Raw genomic sequence first — 15,911 nt, 5'->3', positions numbered from 1 at the left:
ACATTTTTATGGACGATATTACTTTGAAAAAGTTCTGTATCATTGGAATGGGATTCTCAGGTACGTGTACCTTCATCAGCTTTGTAAAAAAATTACTAAATCAAGAGATTGATCATAAGTCATGCTCTATTACTCTTGTTGAAATGCGTGAATCTATGGGACATGGGAATCCATACGACAAAGACGAATTATTGGCTGGCCATTTGTGTAATAACCCAGCCCATTCAATGTCGCTTTGGGATAACGACTTTGTGGATTGGATGGCAGAAAATAAAAACCATCTGATGACTCATTACCCCCACCTAGTTTATAAGAAATCTTTGGCTGGTGAATCGCAAGTATTCCCCGATCCTAATGCCTTTTATCCTAGAGCTTTGTTTGGTATCTATCTCAATGATAGATTCAAAAAATACCTAGAATTAGCCAAATTAAATCGTATAAAAGTTGAAGTTTACAATGGCTATGAAGCTATCGATGGCTACGAGGCTAAAGGCGGTTATAATTTAGTTATCAAGAATCAAAACTTAAATCGAACAATTGAATTAAAAGGGTTTTCTAAGCTGTTGCTGACTATCGGACACTGGACTGCAAGTCGTTTAGACTCCGAACACAGTTTATTCGTAAAACCATATCCTTTTCAAAAAGTCTTAATCAGACTTAATGACATTATGAGACAAGATCATAAGCCAAATGTTCTTGTTCGCGGTATGGGCCCTAGTGGTGTTGATACGGTCATCACTCTATTTAGCGAAGGATCGTTTGTAAATGAAAATGGAGCCTTCTCAAGCTATCAGAAGGCCGTGACAGATAAAAACTTCAAAGCCTATGTTGTCAGTCGTTCAGGATACTTTCCAGCGGTACGAGGCAATAAACCTAACTATGACTTTAAGTATTTCACTCATGAATCGTTCCCTGAGTTGCAGCAGCACTTAAATCAGGTTTTATCACTAGATGATATTCTGCATCTGCTTGACCTTGAGCTTAAAAATGCAACTAATGGTGAAGTGTCATTCAATGATTTGTGCAACTTGAAATTTGCCAATGCTTATGAAAAGTTGAAATACGATCTGGAGCACCAAGAGCTTAATGACTTAATTAATATGATCATTCTTAAAGTACGAAGAATGAAGTTTTATCGCTATTTAAGCAGTCATGATAAAAAACGCTACGACCAAGAATTTGATCACTTATTCATTCGTCTTGCCGTACCAATTCCACTGGAAAATGCACAAAAGCTGAAATGCCTATTTGAAGCCGGCCTACTTCAATCACTCAAACTTGGCTATAACAGTAAACCTCTAAAAATAATGGATAGCCATGTACAGCTTATTGATCATCTAGGACATTCATTTGATTTTGATCTTGTGGTGAATACGATTAGTCAAGACTTTGATATCTATAAACATCCCTCAGTATTGGTTAAATCATTGTTAGAGCAAAAGAATATTGTCCCGAATATGGAGGATGAATATAACACTGGAGGTTTAATGCTGGATGGTTTCGAGACCTACAAACTGATGGAAAACCGTAGAGGGACTATAAAGCCCTCGGAGTATTTTTACTCTTTTGGTGTGCTTACCCGCTACTGGCAGAATGAACGTAACTTTTCCAAAGCGATTGTTGATGCTGCTGATTCTGTCTCGACTGATTGGGTTGAATTGTTTCAAAAGCATCTCAGTGAACCCATATTTACGCCAGAACAACTTTATAAAATTAGTTAATCGGACGAGGAAAATGATCAATGGAAATGCATCAGTTTTGTTATGACCGCGATATTAGGATAGTGCTGTGTAATTTAAAAGATAGCCTGTTTCCGTTTCATAAGCATACTCATATCCCAGATCTTGTGTACTGCTCAAAAGGCGCTATTCAGGTTGAGTTACCAGATTTGAAGCAGAAATATATTGTTAATCAGGGTGACTTTTTTCAAATTCCCCCCAATGTTAGACACAGATTTGCAAATAAAGATATTGAGGTTGAAAGCCGTTATATCATTCTTCAAATTGGAGAATTTAGTATTGAATTTTTTAAAAATATTGAAGAAATAGAACCACTACTTGCCAATATTGAACCTAAAACTCGACTGAGTTCAGATATTTTTATTAAAGACTATAACGCTGACATTCAATATATTATTGAAGACTTTAAAAACAATAGAAAAAAGGAAATTAGTACCGAGGAACAAGCAGACATTATTCAAGCACTAGAAGTATTTTTGCAGAATGGATATAAGTCAAAATTTCCAGAAAAATCGTACTTTTTTGCTTAATCCACCTGCGTGTTAGTCATGCAAAGCATCGTTATATATTCAAGCAGGCTCTTGAAGTTCCTTGTTATAACTTATGCTTTGCATTTCCTGTAATCGTGAATACGTTCTTTGAAATTCAAATTTAAGCCTCTCGCCTTTATATAATTGATTTAATGGTTGTGAAGCAGCAAAGTATAGTTTGATTTTTTGATCATAAAGTTCATCAATCAAATAAATAAAACGTCTCACGGTATCATAAATTCTATCTGTTAGATCACCAATTCCACTGATGAGCACATAGTCATATTGCGTTGCTATCTCAATGTAATCAGCTGGGCTTCTGGCTTCTCGGCAAAGGTTTTCAAAGTCAAACCAGATCACATTCTTATAGCAAGATTTAACCTCGACTGATCTATGGTTGATCATGATGCTCGTCTTGAGTTCTTTCTGGTTATTTGTAAGCTGCTGGTAAACCGAATGAAGCCATTGTTCTGATTCTTGATTTAATGGAAATCTATAGAAATGGTCATTGGCGTTGCTTTCTTTGATGGTTCTGTAATCGAGTTGATTACCGATTTTCAAGACTGTGCAATTCTTATTGATATGATCTATGGTCTCTAAAAATCTATCGCGATTTAAACCATCTTTATAAAGATCTTCCGGATCAATATTCGAGGTAGCAACCAATATCACTTTCTTTGAAAATAGCAGATTAAATAGATTTGAAAGTATCATTGCGTCGGCAACATTTGATACAAAAAACTCATCAAAGCAAATGAGCTTATAGTTGCTTGCTATGTCATTAGCAATCAGCTTTAAAGGATCTTTGTTTCCCCGATAGGCAATAAGTTGCTTGTGAACATCTTTTAGGAAATGATGAAAATGCACTCTCATTTTCTTTTTAAAATTAAGAGAGTTATAGAATAAATCCATAATCCATGTCTTGCCTGTTCCTACACTTCCCCACATGTACAGACCTTTAATCTGGGGACTAAAGAAATGACTAGACTGGTTTTCAATTTTATTCCAAATCTCATTTAATGTTTCAATAGCTTGTCGCTGAGACGGATCTGCAAGAACAACGCCATTATCAATCATAGAGTTGTATATCTCGAGTGGACTTTGACCCTCATGCTTAAGCATCTTCATTCCCTACGGTAGCCAAGATTGTTGTTGAGTGCTTAATAATAATATCATTCATTATTGAAACTGCTGGAGAAAGATAAGAAAGCTGATGCCAGTATAATGGAATCTTAATCCTATATTCTTTTGAAATTTCCTTTATGCCCTGATTCGATAAATCCTGATTTATCTTGCATATAGGCATTATTCCATAGCCCATATCACAAGCAAGCCCAGAAATATAAGAGTCAGTTGAAGGAATAATATGAAAAGGAATCATTGATTTTTTGAGTCCGAAGTTAGATTCTAAAAAATCGAAATATATTCTTTCATTTTCATTAAATAAAACTAAAGGAGCTAAACGCAGACTCTCTCTATTAATTCCATTTTTAAACCATTTATTAATAAAATTTTCTGAGGCAACTAGGCAATAAACCATATTACCTAAATATACACTTGTACACCCTCTAATTATCTCAGACTCCGAAGTAATGCAGGCCTGAACCTCTCCTCTTTTTAAGAGTTCGATGGTATTACAAAGTGTATCAATCTTTACATCTATTGTAATAGCCTCAGAAAGACAGTATTTGGCCAATATTGGGAAAAGCAATGACTCAAATGTACCGATACTCGCAGCAATGGGTAACGGCTTAAATTTATTATTATCGATGACCGATTTTAAAAAAACATTCTCTAATAAAGACACTCGCTGAAGATAAGCAAATAACTCAGCTCCAAATGGTGTTGGTTTACATGGTCTTTCTCTCACTAATAATACATTTCCTAATCTCTCCTCTAGTAATCGAACTCTTTGAGAAATCGCTGACTGAGATACACATAATTTTTTACCAGCTTTTTCGAAACTTCCTGTTTCAACAACGGCCGAAAAGGCATCGCATTTAGTTTTGTCTAGCATTTTTAAATGTTATCTATATTAATTAAAGTTATATTTCTTAATCATAGTAATGGGTATGGCAATACGAAATACTACAATTGTATTACTTCTGCTAAATAATCATTATTTATTTTAATTAAATGAGTAACACACATGCAATTAATTAGTAAAACTAATAAAATCCTAATTAAATTCAATATTAATTAAAATGCAGTATCTAACTCCCAAACTGGTGGTACATTAATTTTAAAGCAACTTAAAGCTATAAAAAATCCGATTCTATTTCGGATTTTTTATTACTCAAAATCTCATGATTTCTTAAATATAATCAATCTTTTCCAGAGTACAAAACTGAGCCAACTAAAACGGCTTGTCCGAGAACTATCAAATCTGCTCATAAAAAATCTAACTTGTGTCAAAAACGGAATTTTTTAGTAAATAAAAACTCTTAATCTTTTGATTTTTAAAATCTTTTTAAATATAGTTTCAGATAACACCCATTATATTAAATAACCAATAAAGATTTTACATTCATAATGATAATAACTACTATTTGCATTAATATTAACGTTTACTAATTGGGAGTAAAAATGCGCTTGTTACCCTTCAGTCTTTGCTTACTTACAACAGCAATTTGTACCCATCTCTATGCCGATGGTTCAATTAAAACAACTACCGAATCACAAAATGCTGAAGCTAAACTTCCGACAATTGTGATAACAGCGACACGTACACCCAAAAGCATTGCTGAAATTGCAGGAACAGTCCAAACCATTTCTGCTGATGAAATTGCGCAACAGGCTGGTCCAAGTCGTAAAGTTGCAGATGTTTTGGCACAACTAGTTCCATCTTTAGCACCAAGCAGTGGAACGAGTAGTAATTATGGTCAAACTATGCGTGGACGTAATGTACTGGTGATGATTGATGGCGTATCACAAACGGGTTCACGTGATGTAGCACGTCAGTTGAATAGTATTAGCCCAAATATGATTGATCATATTGAGGTAGTTTCAGGTGCGACCAGTATCTATGGTTCAGGTGCGACTGGCGGAATTATTAATATTATTACCAAACGTGCTGACAAGTCTAAGCCTGTTAGCTTTCAAACAAAATTAGGTGTGACATCGGCCGATAATTTCCGCGGTGACAGCCTAGCTTATCAAGTTGGCCAAACGGCTTCATTTGCAAATGATAAAGTCGACGGTTTTCTTGGCATAGACTATACCAATCGAGGCTCTCAATTTGATGGTAATGGGGATCGTATTTCATTAAGCCCTTGGCAGGGTAGCACTATGGATACTGACACCATTGATGTGAATGGTCGTGTAAACTTTAATTTAACAGATAATCAGACTCTTAGTTTTGGTGCTCAGTACTATAAAGATGAGCAAGATACAGAATATGGGCCTGATTATTCTTATTTACTCACAAAAACAGATCCCTCTTACAAAGCTGTCAAAGGTTGGAGCTTAGATAATCAGCCGTTTACTGAACGTTATGCTTTTAATACACAGTACCAAAATCAGGATTTCTTAGGTCAAGTTCTGAATGTGGAAGCTTACTATCGAAAGGAGAAGTCACGCTTTGTACCTTATGGTTATTCAGCTGACGGTGTTAGTGTAAAGCAAAGTCAATCAAATGTGGATTATGCAGGTATTCGTTCAACTTTACAGTCTGATCTTGTGGTTGCTGACCGTGATTTAAAACTAACTTATGGCTTAGACTATGACTGGGAAAAAGATCATCAGTGGGCGGACTACTACATGCCAAGCAATAATGGTTTAGTTTATACCCCAACTGGAGAAAAACAAGGTTCAGGACCAGATACTGAAATTCAGAATATTGGTACCTTTATACAAGGGGACTATGCAGTAACAGATCAGCTTAATATTCAAGCTGGAGTGCGTTACCAATATGTTCAAGCTGACACAGACAGCTATTTAACTGCACGCAAGCCATATACATTAATGGCTGCAGACTCTACAGATTCAGATAAATTCCTGTTTAACCTAGGTGCTGTCTATAAACTCAATGATGCTCAGCAAGTCTATGCTAACTTTTCACAAGGCTACAGTTATCCAGATGTGCAACGTGTATTACGTGATGTTGCAGCATATACCTTAACTACGTCTGGTATTGCTCCGATCACAGTGAATAGCTATGAACTAGGCTGGCGCTTGAACCAAGATAAAGGTTTAAATTTGGGCCTAACAGGTTTTTATAATACTTCTGATAAAGTCGTTCAATTTAACTCGGATCGCTCTGTAAATGTTGTTGATACCGACCAGCGAGTTTATGGGGCTGAAGCAACAGTAAGTTACCCATTCATGGAAAATTATAAGGTAGGTGGGACTTTAGGTTATACAAGAGGTCAGTACAAGGATGAGGCCAATAATTGGCATGAGTTAAATGCTTTTGCAGTTTCACCAATGAAAGGTACGTTGTTTGCTGAATGGAATAATACGGAAGGCTATGGTGTACGTGCTCAAATGCTTGCAATCAAAGGAACTGATAAAGCTTATAAAGACGATCTAGAGTTAAAATCAGCTGGACTGAATGATAGTAATAGCGCAGCAGAGATTAAAGGTTATACAACCATGGATGTATTAGCACATTTCCCTGTGGCGAAAGGTCGTGTGGACTTTGGTGTCTATAATCTATGGGGAAATCAATATAAAACTGTATTTGCTCAACAAGCAGCAGTAACCAATGCTAACTCATTGTTAGCAATCCCAGCCGAAGGTCGTACTTTTGTGCTCAGTTATACTATAGATTATTAAATTTAATTTTATCTGATATAAATCATAGTCTTATTTTTAAAAAGCCCAACTCATAGTACTTGGGCTTTTTTATTTTTTATAAAATATTTTAAAGAGAAATCACTTAAATCTATAAATTTCAAAATTCAATTTATATGTTAGAAAATTTATTAAACAGGCTTCTCTAATTCTTTCTTTAAATAGATCTTGAAACCAAAAATTTGTTAAAAAATTACTTACCATGTATATAAGAAACTTATTTAAACCACTGTTTATTTTATATAACTCCAAAATATTATCAAAAAAATCTTCTATTAAGAGAAAAAAAATTGAGTTTATTAGTGAAATAACTACATAAGCAAAAATACCATAGAAGTTTTTTTCAAACATATTTTTTCTCCTAAATTATTCTAAGTGCATCAAAAATATAGCATAGTTAAAAAACATTACGCAGAGATAAAGAATGTCTAAAATTCTTCTGTAACATTAGCTTATATACGCTAGCTCAAATCTAAATAACCAAATACAGCCTTTTCAACTCGCTGTTGTAAATGATTTAAATCACTTTCCCCTGCTATGCCTGCCACGTTAATCATTCCTTTACTTAACGCAATCACATCTTGTGCGGCTGTCTGCGCATGTGAAATGCCAGAGCGTATAAACAGATCAGAAATTATGGCTTCAAGTTCGTGTTGAAGTTCACTTTCCTCGGTGTCTTTTCCAATAAGTTCAGAAGCAAACTCTAGAGTTCGTGCTAACTGCGGACGGCTCAATTGATGTTGCACAGCGGCATGTATCACGAGTTTTAATTTTTCTTTTAAATCTGCGGCTTCATGTTGCTGTATAGCCTCAACAATATGATTTGAAAGCTTGGAACGCTCACGCCGAATTAACTCGACGATTAAAGCATCTTTAGATGGAAAGTATTGATATAGGCTACCAATGCTTACGCCAGCAAGTTCAGCCACGGCATTTGTGTTAAATCCAGCAAAGCCTAAAGACTCTAAAATGCGAGCAGCCGCCTCTAAAATGGCTTCAAAGGTAGCCACTGAGCGTGTTTGACGCGGGCGTTTGCGTGGGTCTGGGAGTGTTTCTGACATGGGCCGAAATGCGAGTATTTAATGTGAGCAATCACTCATATACTGACTGAGTCATATTGATATGACAAGCAAATGCTGTCTTTTCAGTTGAACTACAACTCGCCTCAGTCATGGAGTGGTTATGTCTAGAACCTATACTTTTTTTATTCATTTAAGAGCTTTGCCTGCTTGGTTGGCTTTGGCTCGTGAAAAGCGGGCTGAGTTTAGTGCACAGAAGCTCGAACCTATTTTTGAGAAGTACCCGACTGTAAAAGTTCGCTGGTATGACGTTGAAGCTTTTAGCACTAAAGCGAGTGATATTGCTGTGTTTGAGGCCACATCTCTGCAAGATTATTATTTTGTGATTGATGCGATTCGAGACTCTGAGTTGTGTACGGTGCCCTACTTTGAGTTTGTAGAGATTATTCCTGCTATTGAAGATGGGTATGTGGAGTATGAAAATTCTTTATAGAAGTCATAAATGATCTCTAAGTTACACGACCAGTAGCTATTCTGGTCGTAATCACCAAACTCTTTAAATCAAAAGAAATAACTAACCGAAAATTATTTTAAGTGGTTTTAGCTTGAGATAGCTGAAACTAAATTTTATGCCTAAAGATATTTTTAAACAAATTTTATTGATCTGTTATTTGGATATATCTAAACGAGTTAAGATTGGTTCTCTACCATCGCAACCATTCACCCATCCCTCTATAAGTGTTTGACTATGGAGTGCTGATAAAAGCGTTGCATACATAATTTTAAATAGCGGATGGTTTGCATTTAGTTTTATTTCATTTGAAGATGCACACCCCTCACCAGTTGCTACTGGACTTTTAAGCACAACAATTACATATGAGCCACTGTCATGAACAACTAATTTTCCAACCTTAGTTTGTGGGAAAGGGCTATTTGCAAATACAGAGTTGCAAAATATTAGGCTCAAAAATAGAGTAAAAATTATTTTATTCATAAGCTATTTCCATTTATATCAACTCATATCATTTTCTTAAGTCTAGCCTAGTTATAACAGGATATTGCCCAAAACAACCATTAGCCCAACCACTGATCACTGTTTGCGCATGAAATGCGGATAAAAGTGCAGCATACATTTCTTTAAACATATAGTGATCTTTACGCAAAATAACTGCATTCGAGATTCCACAATTTTCGCCTGTTGCTACCGGACTTTTTAATTCTATAATTAAAACATTCCAATTATCATGAACAGTAATTGCAGATATTTTTGTATTATAAAAACCACTATTTGCAGAAACTGAGCTACAAATTAATAGATTTAAAATAAATAATATTAATATCTTTTTCAAAACTAAAACTCACTTATTAGAAAATTATATAGTCATATTAGTTTACATAATTACTTTTAAATCGCTCTTATAAACCCATGTTCAACAAACCAAGTCGTAAGATTACTCACCAATTTATCTAAATCAAAATCATCAAACTTATACTTTTTAACAATGGGTGGCATTTCTTGCAATAATTTTTCACACAATGCTGTAACACGTTGTTCGTGCGTCATTGCGACAAACTCATGATAATCCAGCATTATATCCATATATAAAACCTGTTCTTTTTTAGAGAACCGTAATCGTTGTTTAAAAATAATATCTGGCTCACGGCACATCAAAACAATTACAATACCACTAACACTACTACCATAAAATTCAGACTCCATTAATTTATAAAACTTATTAGAAGTAATTTGTTGTTTAGCTTCTAAAACACCAGAATATGAATCTGTATCTGTTATTAAATGAAATTTAAACATTTTTATTTTACGCCCTTATTACCAGGTGGTAGTTTTCCAAATACTTCTCTGTAATTATTAATCCATTGATTTTGCAACCTTTTAGCATCAGCAGAAGAAAACTCTTTAGTAATAACTTTCATCTCTAATCCCTTTCCAGTGTTTACTAAATAAGATGCTGAATATCTCTTAGATAGGTTTACTGTTTCACCTATTTTCCATAATTCTCCAGCATCCAACCAAACTCCTGCTTGTGGTTCTTTAAAACCCCATTTCATCACCGGATAAAAACCACTCCGTTCAGCTACTAATGCATATGTATACGCAGACTTGTTAGATAACTCTACCGCAGGTAAAGTAAATTTAGATGAAGCAGCAAATATTTTAGCTTCATTTATCCCTAATTTAATCCCATTAAATGCCGCACCACCAGCACCCAATGTACAGAAATTTAAACAATCTGAAAGGAATGAAGTTGTAAATTCCCAACCTGTTCCATTATAGCCATTAAATAATGCACCTTTTAGATTTGAATAATCATAAGGCTGTCCTGTTGCAGCATACCATGTTTCTGCTAGTAACCCTCCAAAGGCTTCTGTAACTGTAGCACCTGACGAATCACTGAAAGTATAACTATCATTCCACCCATACTGATAACGGTTGGTTTGTCCATGCCCACCACTGATAAACGTTACAGGATCGGGCTGATAAAATCTTCCTAATATTGGGTTATAGTGCCTTTGTTTTAAGTAAACCAGATCATTTGCATCTTGTACTCCCCCTACAAATGCTTGTGGATTTTTTAGGTTATTCGGTTTCTTTAGCTGTAACTGTTGGCCAAAGGGTGCATATTGGTATGATTGACTAACAATACCTTGTTCATTTATTACCTTTAAGGTTGATCCATCAAAGTTCTGTATATGGTATTGAATCCTATCCTTAGCCAGCGTGAGCTGACTAAGAAGTAAAATTAAGCTTAACAGCACCAGCTGAACAGCAGATGACCATATTTTCTTTGAGTACATATCGTTATTTTTCATTTCACTTGTCATTATTGTTTTCATGGCTACCCTCCTTAGTCATCTTCAAGAATAAGATCTAAAACAGTTGGTAACCACGCAGCCATATCTTCATCTGGATCAGGTTCACTCGGATGAATTCCTGCGTCTAATACTCCTTTAGCTCCTAACTGCTTATATTCATAACCATCTTTATAACCATCACCATCTGTATCAGGATTATTAGGGTCCGAACCAATAAAACGTTCTAAATAGTCTGGTAAACCATCATCATCACTATCTAGATAGCTATCTAATAAGCTGAGTAATCCAAACTCTGCTGCTTCAAAATTATTGATAAAATCATAGCCATCATTTGCATCTGGATAATTCTCCAGCGTTGCAACCAGTTTATCTCCAACATAAACATAAGCTTGACTATAGCCTGCTCTATGGTTGATCTCGTAAATTAAACGCCCTGCTAAATCATAAATATAATCAGTGATTCCATTTTCCCGTACAGCCCTAACTCTTAGGCCATCTGCATTGTAAATGTAGCTTTCATTACCATTTTTGCTTATACGGTAATAAGCATCATAATCAATTGCTCGAATGCCATCATTAGTTACATTTCCCATTCCATCGTAACTAAACTGATAAGGAGAGCCACTCACGCTACCCAAACGTGAAGTTCCATTTACATATTGGTAGACATACGAAGCAGGTGCAACTAATTGACTTTTTGCAGTCACATTGACTGTATTAATGTCATCATTGTTATAGCTATATTGATAACGCGCGTGATCTTGTTCGACCTGCTTCATTAACCCTGTACCATAACGGTCAATTGAAGCGTTATACGTTGCACCGCAGTTATCCACCATTCGATTGATACGGTTTAATGCATCATAGCCATAACTAATACTTACAGCACATTTATTCAGGCTGGTTGAACTTACGCCTGTAGGTAAACCATTATTTGAATAAGAATAATCCCATGCAACATCAGAATTTGCCTGTACAAAAATCAGTTGATGCAATGCGTTATAGTTAAGTGACTGAATAACATTTGGTATTGAACCAATTTCGCCAAATGCATTTTGATTGGACAAATCGACAGCTTTTCCATTTGGATAATTAATAGATACAATCTGATTAAGGTTGTTATAACCAAATCTAAGGGTAAATGCATAATTTGCATCATGCGAATTAATACTCTGGGTCAGTGAAATAACTCGGCCCAAACTATCACGACCATAACTTTGTGCCGTGTTGGCATTACTTGTAGAGGTTAAACGGCCTGCAGCAGTATAACCATAACTTGTTGTTACACCACGCCAGTTACGTGAGGCAATTAAATCATTGATTGGATAATATTCAATTGTCTCGACGGAACCATCTTGATGAGTAATCGTATTAATTTTACCCGTAGCATCATAGCCATAGGTTTTTTGTCCATTAATACTATTATCTTTTTCAGTTGCTAATGAACCATTGCTGTTATAGGTATAACGTTGTGTAGATGCCCCAGATGTTGCTGTGACAGGTTGTAATAATGCTAAATCGTAATCTGTAAATGTTTCAAAAACTGATCCATCATTACCTTTTCGAATTACACTCGTTTTTAACTCCGGCCTAAAATCACCAGCTGACAGATAATTGGATTCAGTAACACCATAAGCATCGCTCACTAAAGCAATTGCACCTGAACGACCAGCACACGACTGATAACAGTAAGAAATTGTCACACCATTATTATTCACGGTTTTCGGACGATCAAATACATCATAGTCAGTAGAAATACCGGTTGTCGTACCATTAGAAGATGGATTAGAACTAAACGTTATATTTCCAAAAGCATCATAACTATTTGTCATCACAACGGATTTATTTGTTGTATTTTCAGTAGAATGGATCAGAAGGCCATCACCATTATATTTTTCAGCTTTACTATAATTTCCACCGTTTTGTGCTGTCTTTAGAATATTTAAACCATCATAACTTATCGTGGTATAGCTCAAGCCAGCGATTGGAGTTTCGACAATTAAACGACCTGCATCATCATATTGATTTTCAGAACGAACGCCATCAGCATCTGTATGTCTTAGAATATGTCCAAAATCATCAACTACATTTGACTCCTGCCCGCCATTTGCAAGTTTGATTTGGGTTGGAATACCGTTTTGATATGCAGCAAATTGAGTAATTTGCTTTCCATTCCCCACATCTACTTCAATAGGTAAGCCTGTATGTCGATCTCCTGATACATAGTTAGAAAAACACCCTACAAAAGTTGACCACTGAAAATCAACTAAATTGCCAAGACATGTTGAAAATGAAAGGGTTTCATATTTATATTTTGTAATTCGGCCTGCCTGAGTCTGGCTTTGAATAGCACCTAACTCGTCATATTCAGTCGTTTGTACTGTAAAATTACCAGATGTTTTTTGCTTTGGTAATCCAATAATCCAAGGTAAACTTCCGCTATTTACAGCTTCACTTCCAACATTTGCATTAAAATATGTCGTGGTTGTGCTTGGTAATTGAATTGTACTCCCACCATTTAAACCAGTTTGTTGTACTGTTTGCGCATTACCATATTGGTCAAAATTACTATAAGTTGTCTTATATTCGCCAAAATGGTTGATTGTTTTGCTACTAGGTCGAACTAAATACACAGAATTATACCCTGTATAATTATCATTCGCTGTTGCAGGATTTTGTCCAATTAAAGAAAGTGTGGTCCATGAATAATTTTCTTGTCGATCACCAATAGTTACTTTTTTCAGTAAACCATGTAAAAAACTCTCTGCAACACCACCATCAAATGCATTCATTACATAGGTATAGGCTTTGCTCAAACCTGTTACCATATCTTTGGTCGTGACTGTAGTCGTCAGTTCATTGCTCTCTTTATTACGACTATATCCATAATTAATTTGCAAACTGTTCGCATTTATACCCGTATAATTTGAGTAAGTAATTTTGAAAGACTGTGCTTCATCAAATCCCGGGCGTGGAGCATTGATTAATGAATATGACCAATTCACAGATTTGACATTAATTAAACCATTGGAAGACGCTTTAAAAAATTTAACTCCCATCAAATCACTGTAAAACCACATATACCCCTGTGAAGTAACACCGTTATTCGACTTTGGATGGTTACCAATAATACGATAAGGCCCCCCATATTCGTAAGCAATAGCATCACCACTTACGTCTCCTACAGTTCTTAAATAAACACTAGCTGCCTGTTTATTTTGAACTTGAGCAACCGTATTAGTACTTCCCGGTATAGGGTCATTATTTAAATAATTACTTTTATCCCCTGTGTAATACGTATAGGCTTTCCATACCACATACCTTCCATTTATATATCTTTTAATATTAGTTAAAATAATGTCGCCATTAATATTCGAAAATTCATCTTTATTTTCACTAATGACAGCCCCATCTTTATATTTTGCATAACTTAAAGTTAGTTCTGGAGTGGATAGAACATCCCTACCATTTAGCTGATGTCGCACATTTTCTAAGAATAATTTGGAAGAGTTATTATATCCCTGATAGGTTAGGTTAGTATTCTCATTTCGAGAATAATTCATTAAATATGATTCACCAAACTGGTTCTCAATTTTTGAGGCATATAAGCTTACACGACCAGCAATATATTGACTTGAAAATATTGTAGGAAAACCTGTTTGATTTTCTCTGTTTTCAATAGGAAATAAATAATTCACTCCATTAGGTGCTCTAACTCTAAAGTTATTTCCGCCATTCTCACAAGAAATAATCCAGTTATCCTGTGAGATATATCGCGTACTTGCAGGATACCCAGTTACACCATTTTGGATAGGATAAAAAATAATATTTTTTTGACCTGGTAAATAAAGGCTAATTGGTCTTTGTCGTGTATCTACATTAGAAAAAAGAGAAAAATCTGTGGTAGATGATGGTTTAGTATTCAGACTCCATTTCTCAGTTTCTGGTGCTGAAAACAACTGTCCATTCCACTTTAATTGCAATAATGCTAATAAAGTATTTGCATATGAAGACGTATAAACTAGAGGCATCATATCAACCACTTGGTTATTAGCATTCTTCAGAAGAATTTCAACTCCAGCAGCATTATAAAACTTAATTTTAGCACTGTTTGATTGTAAAACTTCATAATTAAAATTTGGCAATAAAATTTTACTAACAAATTCTGATGTATTATATGATCCCTTACTATAAGTTCTTGTTCCACCAAAATAAGTAATGTCCACTCTGGTGATTTTATTATTATCTATATGATAAGAAAGGGCCCTACTTACAATATCTAAATGAGTAGTTAGTAAATTTATATTATTTTGATTTCTAGCAATTAAGCCATCAGTAAAATTTCTAAAATCTGCCGCGACCTTTGCAATATAACCACTAGAACTGGCTATACCATTATTAATATTCTGTGTCTGAGTTCTATTATAATCGTAATCACTTGAAGATATAACATTATCAATTCTACTTAACGGAGCTGATTGTAAAGCATAAGCAAGATTTCTTAGATAATTAGCATTTGTTAATTCGATATAAGAGGTAGTAGTTTCATTTTTATAACCTGCATCAATAATAGAGGTTTGATAAATAGGAGAACCTATACTACTGTTTCCATTTGAGTAATCACCATTACTTTGGCAAATACCTTGTCCATTATAATCCCCCTGTAACCTAGTCGAAGCACCGGTCATCATGACTAAACGTGGTACTTCCAACTCCCAGTTAGCTATAGACCTAAACCCATTATTTACCTTTCCATAAGAGCGAGATAAAGTAAAATCAAGACCACGATGACCTTTTAGAGTTACTTCTGGAATATCAAAAACAATTTGCCCACTCATTAAATCAATATGACCATTAGGAACTTTTTCTTGTCCTGTATCTCCCATACTTTGATCAGATGGAAATGAAGTGGTTGCGATCGTCCAATTAATGGGTGCAGCATAAGTAATTGTACAAATTATCGCTAAAAAAAAGCATATGACGAATTGCATAAA

Annotated in this window: 13 protein-coding genes; 4 read left to right on the top strand and 9 right to left on the bottom strand. The window is 35.1% G+C overall.

The genetic code is table 11. The features are described from left to right. Window positions 1–8: 8 nt before the first annotated feature. Window positions 9–1,721, top strand: a complete 1,713-nt coding sequence (locus AC056_RS12965) for an FAD/NAD(P)-binding protein (RefSeq protein ID WP_077163842.1) — start codon at window positions 9–11, stop codon at window positions 1,719–1,721. A 20-nt stretch (window positions 1,722–1,741) separates the two neighbouring features. Beyond that, complete coding sequence (locus AC056_RS12960) at window positions 1,742–2,269, top strand: cupin domain-containing protein (RefSeq protein WP_068936176.1); 528 nt, start codon at window positions 1,742–1,744, stop codon at window positions 2,267–2,269. A 39-nt stretch (window positions 2,270–2,308) separates the two neighbouring features. Here AC056_RS12960 and zapE read toward each other — a convergent pair whose 3' ends face one another. Both zapE and AC056_RS12950 read right to left on the bottom strand, forming a co-directional pair. Then, the gene (gene zapE, locus AC056_RS12955) at window positions 2,309–3,391 is read right to left on the bottom strand and encodes a cell division protein ZapE (protein ID WP_077163841.1); all 1,083 of its coding nucleotides are present in this window, start codon (window positions 3,389–3,391) and stop codon (window positions 2,309–2,311) included. Further along, window positions 3,384–4,286, bottom strand: a complete 903-nt coding sequence (locus AC056_RS12950; RefSeq protein WP_019457091.1) for an ArgP/LysG family DNA-binding transcriptional regulator — start codon at window positions 4,284–4,286, stop codon at window positions 3,384–3,386. Before AC056_RS12950 ends, zapE begins: the two co-directional genes overlap by 8 nt. 569 nt (window positions 4,287–4,855) lie before the next feature. On the opposite strand from AC056_RS12950, the gene AC056_RS12945 reads away from it, so the two are divergent. Beyond that, complete coding sequence (locus AC056_RS12945) at window positions 4,856–7,045, top strand: TonB-dependent receptor (RefSeq protein ID WP_077163840.1); 2,190 nt, start codon at window positions 4,856–4,858, stop codon at window positions 7,043–7,045. A gap of 99 nt (window positions 7,046–7,144) precedes the next feature. Here the strand turns inward: AC056_RS12945 and AC056_RS19895 are convergent, their stop codons facing one another. Both AC056_RS19895 and AC056_RS12935 read right to left on the bottom strand, forming a co-directional pair. Next, entirely contained in the window at window positions 7,145–7,414 is a 270-nt protein-coding gene (locus tag AC056_RS19895; RefSeq protein WP_077163839.1) for a hypothetical protein, read from the bottom strand. Between the two features lie 110 nt (window positions 7,415–7,524). Beyond that, on the bottom strand, window positions 7,525–8,124 hold the full coding sequence (locus AC056_RS12935) for a TetR/AcrR family transcriptional regulator (RefSeq protein WP_077163838.1): 600 nt from the start codon (window positions 8,122–8,124) through the stop codon (window positions 7,525–7,527). A 121-nt stretch (window positions 8,125–8,245) separates the two neighbouring features. Here AC056_RS12935 and AC056_RS12930 point away from each other — a divergent pair, with 121 nt between their 5' ends. Beyond that, window positions 8,246–8,575, top strand: a complete 330-nt coding sequence (locus AC056_RS12930; protein WP_077163837.1) for a darcynin family protein — start codon at window positions 8,246–8,248, stop codon at window positions 8,573–8,575. Between the two features lie 174 nt (window positions 8,576–8,749). On the opposite strand, the gene AC056_RS12925 is transcribed toward AC056_RS12930, so the two are convergent. The 5 genes from AC056_RS12925 to AC056_RS12905 are packed head-to-tail and all read right to left on the bottom strand — an operon-like array spanning window position 8,750 to window position 15,908. Beyond that, window positions 8,750–9,076 carry a hypothetical protein gene (locus AC056_RS12925; protein WP_077163836.1) on the bottom strand — a complete coding sequence of 109 codons (327 nt, stop codon included), beginning with the start codon at window positions 9,074–9,076 and terminating at the stop codon, window positions 8,750–8,752. A 28-nt stretch (window positions 9,077–9,104) separates the two neighbouring features. After that, complete coding sequence (locus AC056_RS12920) at window positions 9,105–9,431, bottom strand: hypothetical protein (protein ID WP_077163835.1); 327 nt, start codon at window positions 9,429–9,431, stop codon at window positions 9,105–9,107. A 56-nt stretch (window positions 9,432–9,487) separates the two neighbouring features. Then, window positions 9,488–9,895 carry a hypothetical protein gene (locus AC056_RS12915; RefSeq protein ID WP_077163834.1) on the bottom strand — a complete coding sequence of 136 codons (408 nt, stop codon included), beginning with the start codon at window positions 9,893–9,895 and terminating at the stop codon, window positions 9,488–9,490. A gap of 2 nt (window positions 9,896–9,897) precedes the next feature. After that, complete coding sequence (locus tag AC056_RS19890) at window positions 9,898–10,938, bottom strand: RHS repeat domain-containing protein (RefSeq protein WP_416224618.1); 1,041 nt, start codon at window positions 10,936–10,938, stop codon at window positions 9,898–9,900. Between the two features lie 11 nt (window positions 10,939–10,949). Beyond that, a complete protein-coding gene (locus tag AC056_RS12905) occupies window positions 10,950–15,908 on the bottom strand; it encodes an RHS repeat protein (protein ID WP_077163833.1) in 4,959 nt (1,652 codons plus the stop codon). Window positions 15,909–15,911 lie beyond the last annotated feature (3 nt).

It is taken from the genome of Acinetobacter genomosp. 33YU, assembly GCF_001990725.1.
Taxonomy (GTDB): domain Bacteria; phylum Pseudomonadota; class Gammaproteobacteria; order Pseudomonadales; family Moraxellaceae; genus Acinetobacter; species Acinetobacter seifertii.
Note: the sequence above shows the minus strand (reverse complement) of the source record. Positions and strands in the feature narration are given on the sequence as shown.